At 62.9% G+C, this 14625-nt stretch carries 11 protein-coding genes; 2 read left to right on the top strand and 9 right to left on the bottom strand.

The window, feature by feature from the left end:
• Positions 1-7: 7 nt before the first annotated feature.
• Together ESZ00_RS07200 and ESZ00_RS07195 are read right to left on the bottom strand one after the other, a co-directional pair.
• The gene (locus ESZ00_RS07200; protein WP_129207434.1) at positions 8-910 is read right to left on the bottom strand and encodes a rhamnogalacturonan acetylesterase; all 903 of its coding nucleotides are present in this window, start codon (positions 908-910) and stop codon (positions 8-10) included.
• A gap of 18 nt (positions 911-928) precedes the next feature.
• Positions 929-2200 carry a rhamnogalacturonan acetylesterase gene (locus ESZ00_RS07195; RefSeq protein ID WP_229741008.1) on the bottom strand — a complete coding sequence of 424 codons (1272 nt, stop codon included), beginning with the start codon at positions 2198-2200 and terminating at the stop codon, positions 929-931.
• Positions 2201-2380: 180 nt separating this feature from the next.
• Between ESZ00_RS07195 and kduD the strand changes: the two genes are divergently transcribed.
• The gene (gene kduD / locus ESZ00_RS07190; protein WP_129207432.1) at positions 2381-3142 is read left to right on the top strand and encodes a 2-dehydro-3-deoxy-D-gluconate 5-dehydrogenase KduD; all 762 of its coding nucleotides are present in this window, start codon (positions 2381-2383) and stop codon (positions 3140-3142) included.
• A gap of 120 nt (positions 3143-3262) precedes the next feature.
• Here the strand turns inward: kduD and ESZ00_RS07185 are convergent, their stop codons facing one another.
• From ESZ00_RS07185 to ESZ00_RS07155, 7 genes are all read right to left on the bottom strand, one after another.
• Entirely contained in the window at positions 3263-4783 is a 1521-nt protein-coding gene (locus ESZ00_RS07185) for a hypothetical protein (RefSeq protein WP_129207431.1), read from the bottom strand.
• Between the two features lie 29 nt (positions 4784-4812).
• A complete protein-coding gene (kduI, locus tag ESZ00_RS07180) occupies positions 4813-5643 on the bottom strand; it encodes a 5-dehydro-4-deoxy-D-glucuronate isomerase (protein WP_129207430.1) in 831 nt (276 codons plus the stop codon).
• A 3-nt stretch (positions 5644-5646) separates the two neighbouring features.
• The gene (locus ESZ00_RS07175; RefSeq protein WP_129207429.1) at positions 5647-6162 is read right to left on the bottom strand and encodes a cupin domain-containing protein; all 516 of its coding nucleotides are present in this window, start codon (positions 6160-6162) and stop codon (positions 5647-5649) included.
• 130 nt (positions 6163-6292) lie between these two features.
• Complete coding sequence (locus tag ESZ00_RS07170) at positions 6293-7741, bottom strand: rhamnulokinase (RefSeq protein WP_129207428.1); 1449 nt, start codon at positions 7739-7741, stop codon at positions 6293-6295.
• A complete protein-coding gene (locus tag ESZ00_RS07165) occupies positions 7738-9954 on the bottom strand; it encodes a bifunctional rhamnulose-1-phosphate aldolase/short-chain dehydrogenase (RefSeq protein WP_129207427.1) in 2217 nt (738 codons plus the stop codon). Before ESZ00_RS07165 ends, ESZ00_RS07170 begins: the two co-directional genes overlap by 4 nt.
• A gap of 125 nt (positions 9955-10079) precedes the next feature.
• Positions 10080-11171 carry a substrate-binding domain-containing protein gene (locus ESZ00_RS07160; RefSeq protein ID WP_129207426.1) on the bottom strand — a complete coding sequence of 364 codons (1092 nt, stop codon included), beginning with the start codon at positions 11169-11171 and terminating at the stop codon, positions 10080-10082.
• Between the two features lie 425 nt (positions 11172-11596).
• A complete protein-coding gene (locus ESZ00_RS07155) occupies positions 11597-12808 on the bottom strand; it encodes a sugar isomerase (protein WP_129207988.1) in 1212 nt (403 codons plus the stop codon).
• Between the two features lie 245 nt (positions 12809-13053).
• Between ESZ00_RS07155 and ESZ00_RS07150 the strand changes: the two genes are divergently transcribed.
• Entirely contained in the window at positions 13054-14208 is a 1155-nt protein-coding gene (locus ESZ00_RS07150; RefSeq protein WP_308419046.1) for an L-rhamnose/proton symporter RhaT, read from the top strand.
• The last annotated feature ends 417 nt before the right edge of the window (positions 14209-14625 follow it).

The following is a 14625-nucleotide window of genomic DNA, read 5'->3' as shown; positions in this document are numbered from 1 at the left end:
GAGGCTCTCAGGGCTTCGCCGCCGGCATGGTTGCGGGAACCTTATCCGCCGCGGGCGAGAGATAGGTTGCCAGGGGATCGGGGCTGAGCAGCTTCATCCCCATGACCACGGACATCGCATTGATCTGCGCGCCGATCAGGCTGGTGTGCGTGTGCGGATCGCCGAACATCAGCAGCGTTTCTGTAGGGCCCATCGCATCATACTGCCGTGCGATGATCTCGTTCAGATCGACCACCGGCGCATGCTCCTGCGCTGCAATCTCCCGCGCCCATCCACCATAGCTGTCCGCGCCGCTGCGCTCGATGTGACCGTCTTTCCAGATCATGCGTGGGATGAGCGTGCAGACGATGACGGTCGCGCCTTTTGCCCGCGCCTGCTCGATGTACTGTCGCATGTACCAGCCATAGGTGTGGACCGTCTCATGGCGCTTCAGCACGGGGTTCTCGACCTCTTGCGTCTGGTCGCCGGTGCCGCGCAGTGTCCCACGTGCACGTGCGGCATCATCCAGCGGGCCGGAGTCGTTATGGCCGAACTGAACGAGCACGAAGTCTCCGCGATGCATCATGTCGAGCACCGTCTGCCAGCGGCCTTCGGTGATGTAAGTGCGGCTACTGCGCCCGCCGATGGCGCGATTTACCACGTTGATCCTGCTGGTGTCGAAGTAAGGCGCGATCACGTCGCCCCAGCCCCACTGGCCGTTTGCGCCATCGCCGTGGCCATTGCGCACCGTCGAGTCGCCGACAATCCACAGCGTGGGCAGCGAGGAATTCGCAGGCATCGGCATGGGGTGCGTGTCATGCAGCTCGGGATCGGGCCCTGGAGTGGATTGCGCAGGCGCAGTCGTTGCCTGGGATGACGAGGTGGCAGCCTGTGTCGCGGTGAGGGGCAGAGCCAGAAGGAGAGCGAGCATGGTCAGCATAGTGTTACCTCAGCGTTCGTATGGCTTCTGTGTGTCGTAGAACGGCGTGGGAGGGATGGCGATGCGATCGGTAGCATCCGGGTGATGCGGGTCGAAGCGTTCATGCGGCTTGCGCAGATACTTTGCGAGCGGAGAATGCGCCTGCTGCAGGCCAAGCGTGACGCAACGGGCGAGTTCCCATGCGCCATAGCTGTTGAAGTGCGTGTCGTCGTGCAGTGCTTCCGTTTGCTCCGGATAGGTATTGGCCGCGGCATAGACGAACAGCGAGCGGGAGTTGGCCTCGCCGATGGCTTCGTAGAGCGTTCTGCTCATCGCATTCAGATCGATGACGGTGACATGTTTTTCATCGCCGACCTTGCGCACCACGTCCGGATAAGGCGCGAGTGTATCGGTGATGTGCCCGTTCGCATCGAAGGTCCGGCGGTTCATCGGGGTTACAAGGATCGGCGTCGCGTCCTTCGCCCGCGCCAGGTCGATGTAACGCCGCAGCAGATCGGCATACTCCTCCGGCGAGATGTAGCCCTTGCCCGGCTTCTGATCGTTATGCCCGAACTGCATCATGAGGAAGTCGCCGGCTTGAATCTGCGAGAAGATCTTTGGGAACCGCCGCTCGCCTGCAAAGCTCTTGATCGTCTCGCCGGACTCCGCGTGGTTGGCAATCGCGATTTTCGGTCCGAAGAGCGCCGGCAGCATCTCGCCCCATGCCGCCCAGGGCTCGCGGTCCTGATCGGTCACCGTGGAATCGCCGGCGATGTAGACCGTTGGCGTTCCTGTCGGTGCAGGCTCGATGGTGATGCTTTGCACGGCAGGATGATCTCCCGCAAACTCGAGCGTCAACTTCTCATCCCAGTCTAGGGAGCCGATCTCGCGCGGTTTCAGTCGCACCGAAGAGGCCGCGGAGGTGTTATCCGTGAATTGCGGCCTGCGCACATTCACGACGAACTGCTCCGTGCGATGCTTCCTTGCGCCGACATCCACGCGCTTCAGCATCAGGCGCCGGGCCTCTGCTTTCACCGTAACCTGCGAGCGTGCTTCACCACCGAGAACCACGGTTACGAGATAGTTGCCCTCCGCCACCGGCGCGGAGAAGAAGAATGACCCGGAGTCGGAGCTGCAACTCGACGCATCGTCATGCTGCGGCGCCATGCCGAGATCCCATCCCGCGGTATCCGCGCTGTAGTGCGTCGCGGGTGTCAGCATGGTGGCGCCTGCGTGATGCCTGGCTCCGCATTGCCAGCGCTGCGCCTGTGCGGCCGCGCCCACGCTACAGATCAGCAGCAATACCCCAGTCCTGATGCGGCATCGACTCCGGATCTCAGTCATGGCATCCCTCGCAAGGCTGAATTCGTTAGAGAAGATATTTCTCTAATGGCAATACGCAGTTTTAGAAGATAGTCTTTGGGGGACGCTGCTGGCAAGATGACATTGCAGGCCATCCAGCAGGGAAGGACAGATACACATATGACAAGCAGGGAATCACTCTTCGGGCTCGAGGGCAAAGTTGCGCTGGTTACCGGAGCCGCAGGGGGCATTGGCGCGGCCATCGCGCACGCGCTGGCGGAGGCGGGAGCCGAGGTCGCAGTCCACGGCAATCGCCGTCCGGCGGACGAGACGGCAGAGGCCATCGGCGCGCAGGCCGCATCCTTTTCCGCGGATCTTTCGAGCAGCGAGGGGCCGGAGCAGCTTTACCGCGCCGTGCACGCGCGTTTCGGACGCGTCGATCTGCTCATCAACAATGCCGGCATGATTCACCGTGACGCCGCGGAGGACTTCTCCCTCGAGGATTGGAACCGCGTCCTGCAGGTGAACCTGACCAGCGTCTTTCAGCTCTCACAGCTCGCCGCCCGCGATCTGATCGCGCGCAAGGCCCCGGGCAAGATCGTGAACATCGCCTCGCTGCTCAGCTTCCAGGGCGGCATCCGCGTGCCTGCGTATGCGGCATCGAAGGGCGGCGTGGCGCAGCTGACCAAAGCACTGGCAAATGAATGGGCTGTCCACGGCATTCAGGTGAACGCCATCGCACCCGGCTACATTGCGACGGCGAACACCGAGGCGCTGCGCAACGACGAAACACGCAATCGCCAGATTCTCGAACGCATTCCCGCGGGCCGCTGGGGGCAGCCGGAAGACATTGCGGGGACGGCTGTGTTTCTCTGCTCGCGCGCCAGCAACTACATCACCGGCAGCGTGATCGCAGTGGATGGAGGCTGGCTCGGGCGCTGATACAACTTAAAGCAGAATCAGGACAACCGTGCCCATGCTGTGTGGAAGCAGGTGGCCTTTTCTTGAGGAAAAGGCCACGGAGAGCATGGGCCAGCCGGGTATATCTGTCCTGATTCTGCTCTAGCGCGCCTGCTTCAGAGCCCACTCCGCCACGTTCCTCGCGGCGGTGAAATCCTCATATGCGGAAGGCAGTTTCCGGCCGTCAGTGTATTCGTTATAGAGCCACGGATCGACAACTGCCCACACCGTGCCCTTGCCCACATGGGCTACGGCCATCAGCACATCGCCGCGGTCGCGATAGATGGCCTGCGCGCTACCCGAGACCGTAATGGTGCAGATCTCTTTCATGTAGACCGTGAGCGGGTCCGGGAAGATACCGCCCGCGCCTGCGGGGATCTTCAGCATGCCCTGCTCGAAGTGACGGCCTTCGACCGTGTTGCGCAGCACCGGATTGAAGTGAATCCCGAAGCGCTCGCTCAGCGTGTTGAAGTGCTCGAACTCGGAGTTGTTTTTGTCGTTCTCCATCAGGAGAAGCACGCCGCCGGCGCGCACCCAGGCTTCGATAGCATCGGCGCTTGCGTTGTCCATGTAGTGCGGATTGGGATTTTTCACCGGAATATCCGGAGAGGCGATTACGTAGACGCTCGCGCTGTGCAGGTTCGCTGCCGTCGGAGCAGCATCGAGCTGGGCCAGATTCGCACCATAACGTGTGAAGGCCGAGCCGAAGAAGGAGAATCCGGAGTTCTCCTGGTCGTCCCACTTGTAGTGGAAGAGCTCTTGCTCGCCGTTGAGCCCTTTGCGCAGCTGCGAGTTGAACCATGCATCGACCAGCACGGTCTTGCCGCGTCCGAGTGCTGCCGCAGGGGCCAGCGCGATCTCTGTCGCCGCCAGCAGTTGCGCAGCCTCTGATGCCGGTGTGCCGGTGTTCCCGGTCTTATACAGAGATGCGGCCTGCCGCGCATCTTCTTTCGGCAGCAAACCCAGCCGCACGGCTTTGGCTATGCCATAGGACGCGGTCAGCTGCGTCTCCGTATCCCGGCTTCGCGCATTGTGCGCCAGAAACGGCTTTGCTGCGCGACGGGCTGCTTCCCGCCATGCGTTCTCATCGTGGATGCTGTTCCCGGCGCCGTTACTCTTCCATTCCGGCACCGGCCTCGCTGCATAGCTGTCGGCAATTTCCGCGAGTATCTGCGCACCTTCCGGCGTCGCGCTGCCCGTAGCAGCCGGAGCCGTGGGCAAAGGCTGCTTCCATGCCGCTGCGTATTTCATCCGGTAGACCGGATCATTGCTGGCTGTTGTATCTGCATGCTCCAGCGCCGCGCGATATTTGTTTTCACCGGTGACCAGCAGGCACGCCAGCAGTGCGCGGGGTGGTGGCGCCGCGTTGCCGGCGAGATCCGCATCCACCGCAGCCTGCACGGTGGCAAAGTCATCTCCGTCGGCGGTCTCGTGCCACGCGGCCAGCAGCGCATGGAGTACCTTCGCCTGCGTCGCTTCGTCCTTGATGGTGCCTGACTGCAGAGCGGACCGCAGGGTTGCGCTCAGCTCTTCCACCTTCGCCTGCGACTGGGTCTGCGCGCTTGCGGTAACGGCGCATGCTGCTACCGCCGTCACGGCGCAGAGATATCGAATCGGGTGCATGCTCATCTCTCCTTTGCGGCGGGTGTCCGTTATCGCAGTGTCGCGAGCGGTGCGGGGTCCATGTCGCTGTAGTCCTGGTTCTCGCCGCCCATGCCCCAGCAGAACCCGTAGTTCCGCGTGCCCGCGCCGCAGTGCACCGACCACGGCGGAGACAGCACGATCTCGCGGTCGCCGACGATCAGGTTGCGTGTCTCCTGCGGTGGTCCCATCAGGTGGATCACGCGCGAGCTCGCATCGAGATCGAAATAGAAATAGATCTCCGAGCGCCGCTGGTGCGTGTGCGGAGGCATCGTGTTCCACACCGAGCCCGGATCGAGGAGCGTGAAGCCCATCACCAGCTGGCTGCTGCGAATGCCCTCGAGGTGGATGGCCTTGTAGATGGTGCGCGCATTGGCGGTTTCCGCGGTACCCAGCCTGGTGCCGGTGAGTTCGGCGAAACGTGCTACTGCTGTCGGATAGTCCGCATGTGCCGGATAGCTGAGCAGGTAGAAGACCGCCGGCTGCGCCGCATCTTCGGAGCCGAACATCACCGATTGCCGGCCTCGTCCGACGTAGAGTGTGTCGAGGCGCGACAATGGATAATGTGTGTCGTCGACGGTGACATATCCCGGGCCGCCGATGTTGAGCACTCCGAGCTCGCGGCGCTCCAGGAAGTACGCGGCTCGCAGTTCCTCGGGTGTCGGCAGCGTGAGCGTCTCGTCGAGAGGGATTGCGCCGCCGACCAGTGCGCGATCGAGATCGGTGAGCGCAAGCTGCAGCTTGCCCGGAGCGAACAGTTCGTCCACAAGGAAGGTCTTGCGCAGTTCGTCGGTACTCATACCCGGATAGCGCACCGGGTCTGCCATGGTATGAAATCGCATCGCCTACTGATCCACCTTGATGACGTAATACGTGAAAGTTTTGCCCGGAGCCACCAGCGTCTGATGTGGTGTGCCCGGTGCTATGTGCACGATGTCTCCGGTCTGCATGCGATGCTCGGTGCCGCCCACCACGCGTGTTCCGCGCGTCTCGCCGGGCTTGGCTGTGGAGGCGTTCTCGATGCTGCCGCCGGTCACCTCCGTCGCCTCGCCGTCGAGCACGATGAAGATATCCGCGGCATGATCATGCTGCTCCGCGCCGCCCGAGCGTGTCCGGACCGTCAGCATGGTGAAGTGGCCCGGATATTTTTTGAGCGTCACGCTCGCCATGCCGGAAGGGCTGGCCTTCGCCTGGTTCAGCAGGTCGGCGGCCTGCGCTTTCCATTGCTCGGCGGTCAGCTCATCGAAAGGAGCGGCCTGCTCGGCCGGCGCCGCAGCCTGCGTTGCGGCATGGGCAAGACCTGCGCACAGCAGCGCAGAGAAGAGGAGAGGCGCGCGAAGACGAAGTGCGGAAATGCTCATAGGATGGCCTGGATCGGGTAGGGGTTAGGGCTTGCGTGAACAGTATGTATGCAGAGGTCAACATCTTTGCACACGGGCAAAACAACAGGCAATTTGCGGCGCGTGAAAAGCATGGGAGTGGTGCAGAGCTTTATCCCGTGGCGCAGAGCAGCTGCGCATAGCGGGCCACGCTTTCCTTGGCAGCAGGCCGGCCGTCAGCGGCTTCGAGTGCCGCCAGTTGCAGGGCAAAGTTCCCCACGCTGCTGCTCTCGACCGCGCCCGTGCATATCGGCTTGCCGGTCGCCTGTTCGGTCCACTCACGCAGCAGCGCATTGCGGCTGCCGCCGCCGACGAAGTAGATGCAATCCAGCGTGTGGCCGGAGAGCTCTTCGATCTGGCGAAAAATCCCCGCATAGCGCGCTGCCAGGCTGTGAAAGATGAGCGAGGCCATGGCCGGAGCGCCGGCCGGGGATGCATCGAGTGTGCGCAGCCCGCGGGCCTTGCGCTGCGCGTTGATGCGCGCAGGCATATCGCCCATGCGGTGCAGCTCCGGATCGTCGACATCGAGCGCTGCATCCGGAAATTCCGCGATGCGGGCTGCCGCGCACAGCTCCTCGATGTTCCACGTGCCGCCCGTCTGGCACCACGCGTCCATGCACTGCTTCACCAGCCACATGCCATTCATGTTTTTCTGGAGAAGATAACGTGCGCCGTCGAGGCCTATGTTGGTGAACTGCTGTTCCCGCGCGCGTTCGTCATTCACGGGATGGTCCAGCGGCACGCCGAGCAGCGACCAGGTTCCGCAGCTCACGTAGCCCCAGCGCCCGGCTTCCGCAGGGATGCCGGTGATGGCCGAGGCGGTGTCATGGCAGGCGGGCGCAATGATCTTCGTATCGCGGAAGGCTGGGAGCTCGGCCAGCGGCCCACGCATGGCACCGAGCACAGTCCCCGGAGGAACAATCGGCGGCATCGTTGCTGCATCGATGCCCGCAGCGTTGAGAATCTCCTGCGACCAGCGGCGGCTTTCGAGCTCGACCATCTCGGTATGCGTGGCGTTGGTGTATTCGGAGACGCGCACGCCGCTCCATCGCGCCAGCAGGTACTCGGGCAGATTCAGCCAGCCGGTGCCGGCATCGAGGTTCGCGAGCCGATCGGCATGCAGTTGATAAAGGGTATTCAGTGGCTGCAGTTGCAGGCCGGTGATCTCGCGCAGCCGCGCCGGGGAGATTTTCTCGTGAAGAGAAGTCTCCGCGGCTTTGGTGCGCTCATCGCGGTAGCAGAACGGTGCATCCAGCGGCGCGCCGTCCGCGCTGAGCCGCACATAATCGACCGCCCAGCCATCCACACCGATCGAGGCGATGCCCTCCGGCGCAAGTTCGGCGCTGCGCCGCAAACCCTCTTCCACGCCGGAGACGATTGCTTCGAAAGGCCAGCGCAGCGAGCCGTCTTCGGCCTGTACCGGCCCATTCGGAAAGCGATGGACCAGCTCGACGTGCGGCCTGTCTCCGGCTCCGGATGCAGGCCAGCGCAGCAGGCTTACGCGGCAGCTCTCTGCGCCCAGGTCGACCGCGATGCTTGCCTGCCGCGCCGCCTTTGTCACCGCAGGAAGGCCTCGATCAGGCCGCCGTCTACCGGGATGATGTGCCCGGTGGTGCAGCGCGAGAGCGGCCCGGCCAGGAACAGGATCGCCTCAGCATTGTCCTTCGGATCGATGGGCACATGCGTGAGCGTACGTTGCGCATAGAAGGCAGCCAGCGCGTCGCGCAGCTCGTCGTCCGTCGCCGACTCCTCGAACGGGATGCTGTACTTGCTCAGCGATGCCTTCACACGGTCGCGCGGGAACATCGTCGAGCCCTTGACCACGGTTGCCGGGCTGATGCCGTTCACGCGCACCAGCGGCGCCATGCCCACGGCCAGCTCGCGCACCAGGTGGCTCAGCGCGGCCTTGCTCACGTCATAGGCTTCGCTGCCGCGTTTGGGCACCACCGCGTTGGCCGAGCTGGTCAGCACCAGCGTCGCATCCAGGCCTTGCTTCTTGAGCAGCGTGTGCGCCTCTTCCGCCAGCTTAAAATTGCTTGTCACGTTAATTTCCAGCGTCAGCGCCCACTGTTCGTCGCTGATAACGCCACTCGGCGACGAAGGAAAGATGGCTGCGGTGTTGATGATGAGATCGACGCCGCCGAACTCCGCCACCGTAGCCGCGAGCGCCGCTTGGATGGCATCGCGCTTCGTAATATCGATGGCCGTGGAGGTGACCGCTTCCTTCCCTGCGATGGCCTTGCACTCCTCGGCTACCTTCGCCGCGCCGGTCGTATCGCGGTCGGCGACCACAATGTGCGCGCCGCGCTCGGCTGCCAGCAGCGCCACTTCGCGCCCAATGCCGCTGCCGCCGCCCACAATCAGCGCGATCTTGCGGCTCAGCTGCTTCTCTGGCGGCTGGCGGCGGATCTTCGCCTCTTCGAGCGCCCAGTATTCAATGCGGAAGGCCTCGCTCGGCGGCAGCGCCACATAGTTGTCGAAGACGGTGAACTGATCGGCCGTGGCCGCGGGGCCGGCCTGCGGAATCTCCTTGCAGTCGACGCCTCCGCCCAGCGCGCCGGCGCCGCGCATCACGCCGATGGCGTTGATATAGAACTCGCCGGTAAGCCGTGCCTCGGTCTTGTTCTTGCCGAAGGTGAACATGCCCACGCCCGGCAGCAGCACAACGGTAGGGCTGGCATCGCGCTGCTTCGGAGAATCAGGCAAAGCGTGCTTCGTGTAGTACTCGGCGTACTCGGCACGATAGGTCTCGAGCGCCGTCTCAATGATCGCGGGAATCTCCGCCGCATCGCCTGCCGGGTCCCACTTGAGGAACATGGGACGGATCTTGGTGCGGATGAAGTGATCCGGGCAGCTGGTTCCCAGATGCGCGAGCTGCTCGGCATAGGCCGAGTTCGCAAAGTCGAGCACCGCTTCGGTGTCAGTAAACGAGCCGATCCAGCGCTGCTTGCGTGAGACCGCGCCGCGCAGCACCGGCATCACCTTGGCCGCAATGGCCTTGCGCTCGTCATGACTCTTGAACTTCGCGCCGCCGAAGCGCACATGACCTTCGCGTGCCTCGTGCTTCGCGATGAACTGGCCGAACTGGTCGATGATGGTGATGGTGTTCAGGTAGCACTCGCGCTGCGTCTCGCCCCAGGTAAACAGGCCATGGCCGCCGAGCACCACGCCGTCGCAGCCCGGTGTTTCCGCCACAATCTGCCGCAGCATCATGCCCAGCTCGAAGCCGGGGCGCTGCCAGGGCAGCCATGCCAGCGTGTGACCGTATTCCTTGTTGAACTCCTCCATCTTCTGCTTGCCGTTGGCCGAGGCCGCCAGCGCAATGCCCCAGTCGGGATGAAGATGATCGACATGCGGGAAAGGGAGAAAGCCATGCAGCGGCGTATCGATGGAAGCAGCGGTGGGATTGTTGTTGAAAGTCACCAGCGGATAGAGCGCAACCATCGCGTCTTCTTCCGCCACGCCCTTGTACTGCGCTTCCAGCTGCAGCAGGCGTTCGAGATAGAGCGTGGCAAAGCCTGCGCGCTTGATCGATCCAAGATCGCCGCCCGAGCCCTTCACCCATAGCACTGGCACCGGCTTGCCGCTCACCGGGTCCACCTGCTCCAGCTTCGAGCTGGTATTGCCGCCGCCGAAGTTCGTAATCCGCAGGTCCGATCCGAGAAGGTTCGAGCGGTAGCGCAGCAGCTCCGGCTCATCCAGCTTGGACGCAACGGCGTCGTCCCACTTGTCTTCCAGAAAATGCAGGGTTTTTTCGCTCACAGCTCCGCTCATGACCGCAATCCTTCCTCGCCCTTCGGCAGGGCCATCATCTCATGTGAAATAACAATACGGCAAAAGTTTCTCATTTGAAATTATCGAGGCATGCGGCATGGCCGCCCGCAGATTTTTTACCAGTTCTATGCCTTTTCGGCCAGTGACTCCCGTGTGACCGTCTTGTGCGTCACATAGTTGTACGGGGGCACGGTCAGGCCGCGCAGCATCGACATGCCCAGCACGACCAGCGCCGGGCCGTAGCTTGCCGCCTCGTGGGACACGGTGCCGATCAGCGAAGAATTCGGCCGCTTCATCTCGGCGACGGCCTCGGCAATGCAGTCCTGGCCGACGACCGCGACCTGCTTCTCGCGCTTCGCTGCGCGGATCGCCGCCACCGCGCCCAGCGCGCTGGTATCCGTGGCTGCCGCGATGAGAATGTGCCTGTCCTTCGGATGCGCGCTCAGGAACTCTGCCACCAGCTTCTGGCTGCGGTCGAAGAGCCCGCGCCCGTCCATGCGGACAAAGGACTCTGCGGGCGTATTTGGCAGGGCGCTGCGCACAGCTTCAAAGGCGCCGGAGACGCGGCTCTGCACCAGCTGGCCGGCTTCGGGCAGATCCAGGCCCAGAATCCAGCTCACGCGGCCATTCCACTCTTCCTGCGCATGCCTGGCCAGTAATGCGCCGGCTTCGAAGCCCACGCGGAAGTTGTCCACGCCAAAGTACACCGCGTTCGGGTGAGGAATATCGACCGCGATCAGCGGAATATTCGCTCCCGCGATCTTCGAGCCGATAATCGGTGCAACCTCTTCATCCACCTGCAACTCGATCGCCAGATCCACGCGGCGCCGGATCAGCTCCTCCGCATTCTCCACCGCGGTCTTCGGATCGTAGCGGTTGTCGAGCACCAGCAGCTCCACGCCGGCACGCGTCGCGGCTTCCTTCAGGCTGGCCGTTACTTCGTTTGAGAACGGCATCTCGCCGCTCTGCCCGGCAAAGCCGAAGCACAGCTTGCGCTGCCGCGCCACGTGACGATAGCTTCCGTCCGGAAGCTGGGCTACGTAGCCGCGATGGACGAAGGTCTTCATCACGCGATAAACCGTGGTCTTGGAAAAACGTGTTTTCGCGTGCAGTTCGGCCAGGGTCAGCGGGTGGGTGCTGTTCTGCAGGAGCTCAAGAATGTCCAGCGCCTTTGAAAGCACCGGAATCAGGTAAAGACGTCGATCGGTTCGCGCCAAGGCTTCCTCACCGCCCAGAAGAGTTGGGTTGCGGTACCTCGGATTATAGAAGTTCCCTAATGGATTCCGTCACGAAAACCTTGTCCCATACCTTGCGCACTGTCATCCCGACCGAAGTGAGCCGCAGGCGAGCGAAGTGGAGGGACCTGCGGTTCTCGTCATCAAGAGCAGGACGTGAGGGGTTTGTATCAAGCAGGACGGAGGGGTTTGTATCAGGGCACGGCTTCAGCCGTGCCATAAGAACGTCGCAGAAAAGGGGCTTCAGCCCCTGTGCGCTCATGATGCAGGGCTAAAGCTCTCGTGCTTTTGTGCTGGACGGCACGACTGAAGTCCCAGATATGCGCCGGATACGTCACGCAGCGAGGATCGGGGTGCCCCGTCCAGGCTCCGCTTGGGCGGGACGGTTCAACCCTATGTGTGCGCCCTTATGCGTAGGCTGACGACCCACCCGAATTCCGCTCCCGCCGCTCTTCCGCCCGGCGCTCGACGTAGCCGCCGCCCCGTAGAGCCGACAGCGGATCTTCCGCGAGCCCACGCGCCGTTCGCCACGCGCGCACTAGCGGACGCACATCGGTCCAGAAGGCATCCCGGAAGAGCTCTTCGGCCTCAACCAGCCGGCAGGCATCCTGTAGCTTCGCAAGCTCTTTCTGATCGATCAGCGCGGCCCGTGCATAAAGCTCCTGCGCGGTGACCACGCTCTGCACCATCGCCTCGACCTTGCCCTTCATGTTGTGGCTCTGGTCGATCATGTACGCCACATCGGCATCGGCGTTCTCGCCCGCGCTCATCATCTCCTGGAAGATGCGGAAGAGCTGGTACGGATCGATCGAGCCCAGCGTGAGGTCGTCGTCGGCATACTTGCGGTCGTTGAAGTGGAAGCCGCCCAGCGAGCCGGTATGCAGCAGCCACGCCACGATCTGCTCGATGTTCGTTGCTTGCGCATGATGCCCGGTGTCGACCAGCACCTTGGCCTTGGGACCGCACACGCGTGCCAGGTGCAGCGCCATGCCCCAGTCGGCGATATCCGTATGGTAGAAGGCTGGCTCAAACGGCTTGTATTCGATCAGCAGCCGTTGCGTTTCTTCGAGTGCCTCGCAGGTGGCGAGCAGCGCTTCTTCCATCCATGCAATGCGCCGGCGCACACTCTGCGTGCCAGGGTAGTTCGAGCCATCCGGCACCCAGAGCGAGACATCCCGCACCTTGAGTGCCTTGGCGATGGCAGCGGACTCGAGCAGGTGGCCAATGGCTTTTTTGCGGACGGCGGGGGCCGGGTTGGCAATCGAGCCGAATTTGTACTCCTGCTCCTGGAAGAGGTTGGGATTGATCGAGCCGGCGCGTACGCCGTGCTCGGCCTCGAGCGCACGTACGCGTGCCACATCGCTCTCGCCCTGCGGTAGATCCCACAGCACGTGCAGTGCTACGGTCGGCGTGCAGCCGGTCAGACGGTTCACCTCGCCGGCATCGGCAAATTTCTCTTCGAGCGAGGTCGCCGCCGCGGGCTGCAGGAATTTCCCAAAGCGCGTGCCGGTATTCGCAAATCCCCACGAAGGAATCTCGATGCGGAAACGGTCGAGCGCCGCGAATACTCTGCTGTGCCGCGCGTCTTTCGCTGGTAGGTTCTGCTCTTCGGTCCCCATGCTCATCTCTTCGTCGTCCCTTCAAGGTGTCTTACATGATTGTCCGGCCATAATCGTGAGTAGGAAGGGTCGGTCTTCCGGTAAAGAAGGAGGCTTCATATCTATCACAAAACAGTTTCCCATATGAACTCACGCGTGCCTGCGATCGGCGACAGCAAGGGGCAAGCGAGTTCTATTTCAAATAGGGTATAGTTTCAGATTCGCAAAGCTGTCAATGCTCGATTGAGTTCTGCCACCAGGAGGCCATGCGCGTGGGCGCCAATCCGGTACTCGGAATCCTGTTTCACTGGATCGGCGGCTTCTGCTCCGCCACCAACTTTATCCCCTTCCGCCGCATCCGGCGCTGGTCGTGGGAGATTTACTGGATCGTGCAGGGAGTGGCCGCATGGCTCATCGCGCCCCTGCTCGTGGCCTCGCTCTTCGTCCCCCATATCTTCACCATCCTGCGCAACTCGCCGCGCGGAGCCATCGGCTACGCGATCCTCTTCGGCGTTCTGTGGGGTATCGGTGGCCTCACCTTCGGGCTCTCGGTCCGCTACCTGGGGATCGGCCTGGGGTACGCCATCTCGCTCGGCCTCTGCACCGCCTTCGGCACCCTCATCCCGCCGATCTACACCGGAACCATGGGCTCGATTGCCGGCACACTCTCCGGCCGCGTGATCCTGCTGGGCATCGGGGTCTGCCTCGCTGCTGTGGTCATCAACGGCTTCGCCGGCTGGTCCAAGGAGCGCGAAGTCACCGCGGAAGACAAGCTGGAGGCCGGTGAGAGCGAGTACTCACTGGTTCGTGGAGTCTCGGTCGCCATCTTCGCCGGCATCATGAGTTCCTGTTTCAACTTCGGTCTTACCGCCGGCGCGCCGATCGGTCAGGTAGCGGCTCGCGAGCTCCAGTCTGCTGGCCGGCTCCAGATCTGGCATAACCTGCCGGTGCTCATCGTGGTGCTCTGGGGCGGATTCCTCACCAATCTCGTCTGGTCGGTGATTCTCATCGTGAAGAACCGCTCGCTGCGGCAGTTTGCCGGCGAGCCCGGCAACAACCCCATGCGCGCCGGTCACGCCACCGGCTCCACCATGATGGACGTCGATCCGCGCGAGCTCATCCAGCGCATTGCTCCCGGCATCCTGGTGCAGAACTACGTCTTCGCCGCCATGGCGGGCGTCATCTGGTACTTCCAGTTCTTCTTCTACTCACTCGGGCAGACGAAGATGGGCCGCTACGACTTCTCTTCATGGACCCTGCACATGGCCTCGATCATCATCTTTGCCACGCTCTGGGGACTGGCCTTCCGCGAATGGCGAGGCACCTCGTTACGCACGCGCGTATTGGTCGGCATCGGCCTCTGCGCGCTCATCGGCTCCACGCTGATCGTGGGTTACGGCAACTATCTGCAGGCGAAGTAGAGACGCACGCTTTCGTGAGAGGTGTCATCCCGACCGAAGCGAACCGGGGTCCCCGGTGCGCCCGATGTTGGCGCATTGGGGTGGGGAAGCGAAGTGGAGGGACCTGCGGTTGTTTTCACCGCGAACAGGACTGCAGGGAGCTTGTATCAGGGCACGGCTTCAGCCGTGCCATAAAAAAGATCTTGGAAATGGGGCTTTAGCCCCTGAGATCTGGCTCGTGCAGGGGCTGAAGCCCCTGCATTCAGGCACCCTGCGGCACGACTGAAGTCGTGCCCTGATACACCCACTGTCTCGGGTGCCCCACATCTCGGTGTGTTCCGAGATGTGGGTTCGCAGAGCAATGGATCGCGACCAACGGGAGCGCCACGCGAAGCAAAACGCCGCGCGGTTAGCGCCGCGACCAGCGGGAGCGGGTGC

Source organism: Silvibacterium dinghuense (assembly GCF_004123295.1).
Taxonomy (GTDB): domain Bacteria; phylum Acidobacteriota; class Terriglobia; order Terriglobales; family Acidobacteriaceae; genus Silvibacterium; species Silvibacterium dinghuense.
Note: the sequence above shows the minus strand (reverse complement) of the source record. Positions and strands in the feature narration are given on the sequence as shown.

What these genes read in the sequence shown, in the direction of transcription:
- ESZ00_RS07165 (WP_129207427.1), bottom strand. Translation starts at nt 9,954, where the DNA reads ATGAGCGGAGCTGTGAGCGAAAAAACCCTGCATTTTCTGGAAGACAAG.
- ESZ00_RS07200 (WP_129207434.1), bottom strand. Translation starts at nt 910, where the DNA reads ATGCTCGCTCTCCTTCTGGCTCTGCCCCTCACCGCGACACAGGCTGCC.
- ESZ00_RS07150 (WP_308419046.1), top strand. Translation starts at nt 13,054, where the DNA reads ATGCGCGTGGGCGCCAATCCGGTACTCGGAATCCTGTTTCACTGGATC.
- kduD (WP_129207432.1), top strand. Translation starts at nt 2,381, where the DNA reads ATGACAAGCAGGGAATCACTCTTCGGGCTCGAGGGCAAAGTTGCGCTG.
- kduI (WP_129207430.1), bottom strand. Translation starts at nt 5,643, where the DNA reads ATGCGATTTCATACCATGGCAGACCCGGTGCGCTATCCGGGTATGAGT.
- ESZ00_RS07175 (WP_129207429.1), bottom strand. Translation starts at nt 6,162, where the DNA reads ATGAGCATTTCCGCACTTCGTCTTCGCGCGCCTCTCCTCTTCTCTGCG.
- ESZ00_RS07185 (WP_129207431.1), bottom strand. Translation starts at nt 4,783, where the DNA reads ATGCACCCGATTCGATATCTCTGCGCCGTGACGGCGGTAGCAGCATGC.
- ESZ00_RS07155 (WP_129207988.1), bottom strand. Translation starts at nt 12,808, where the DNA reads ATGGGGACCGAAGAGCAGAACCTACCAGCGAAAGACGCGCGGCACAGC.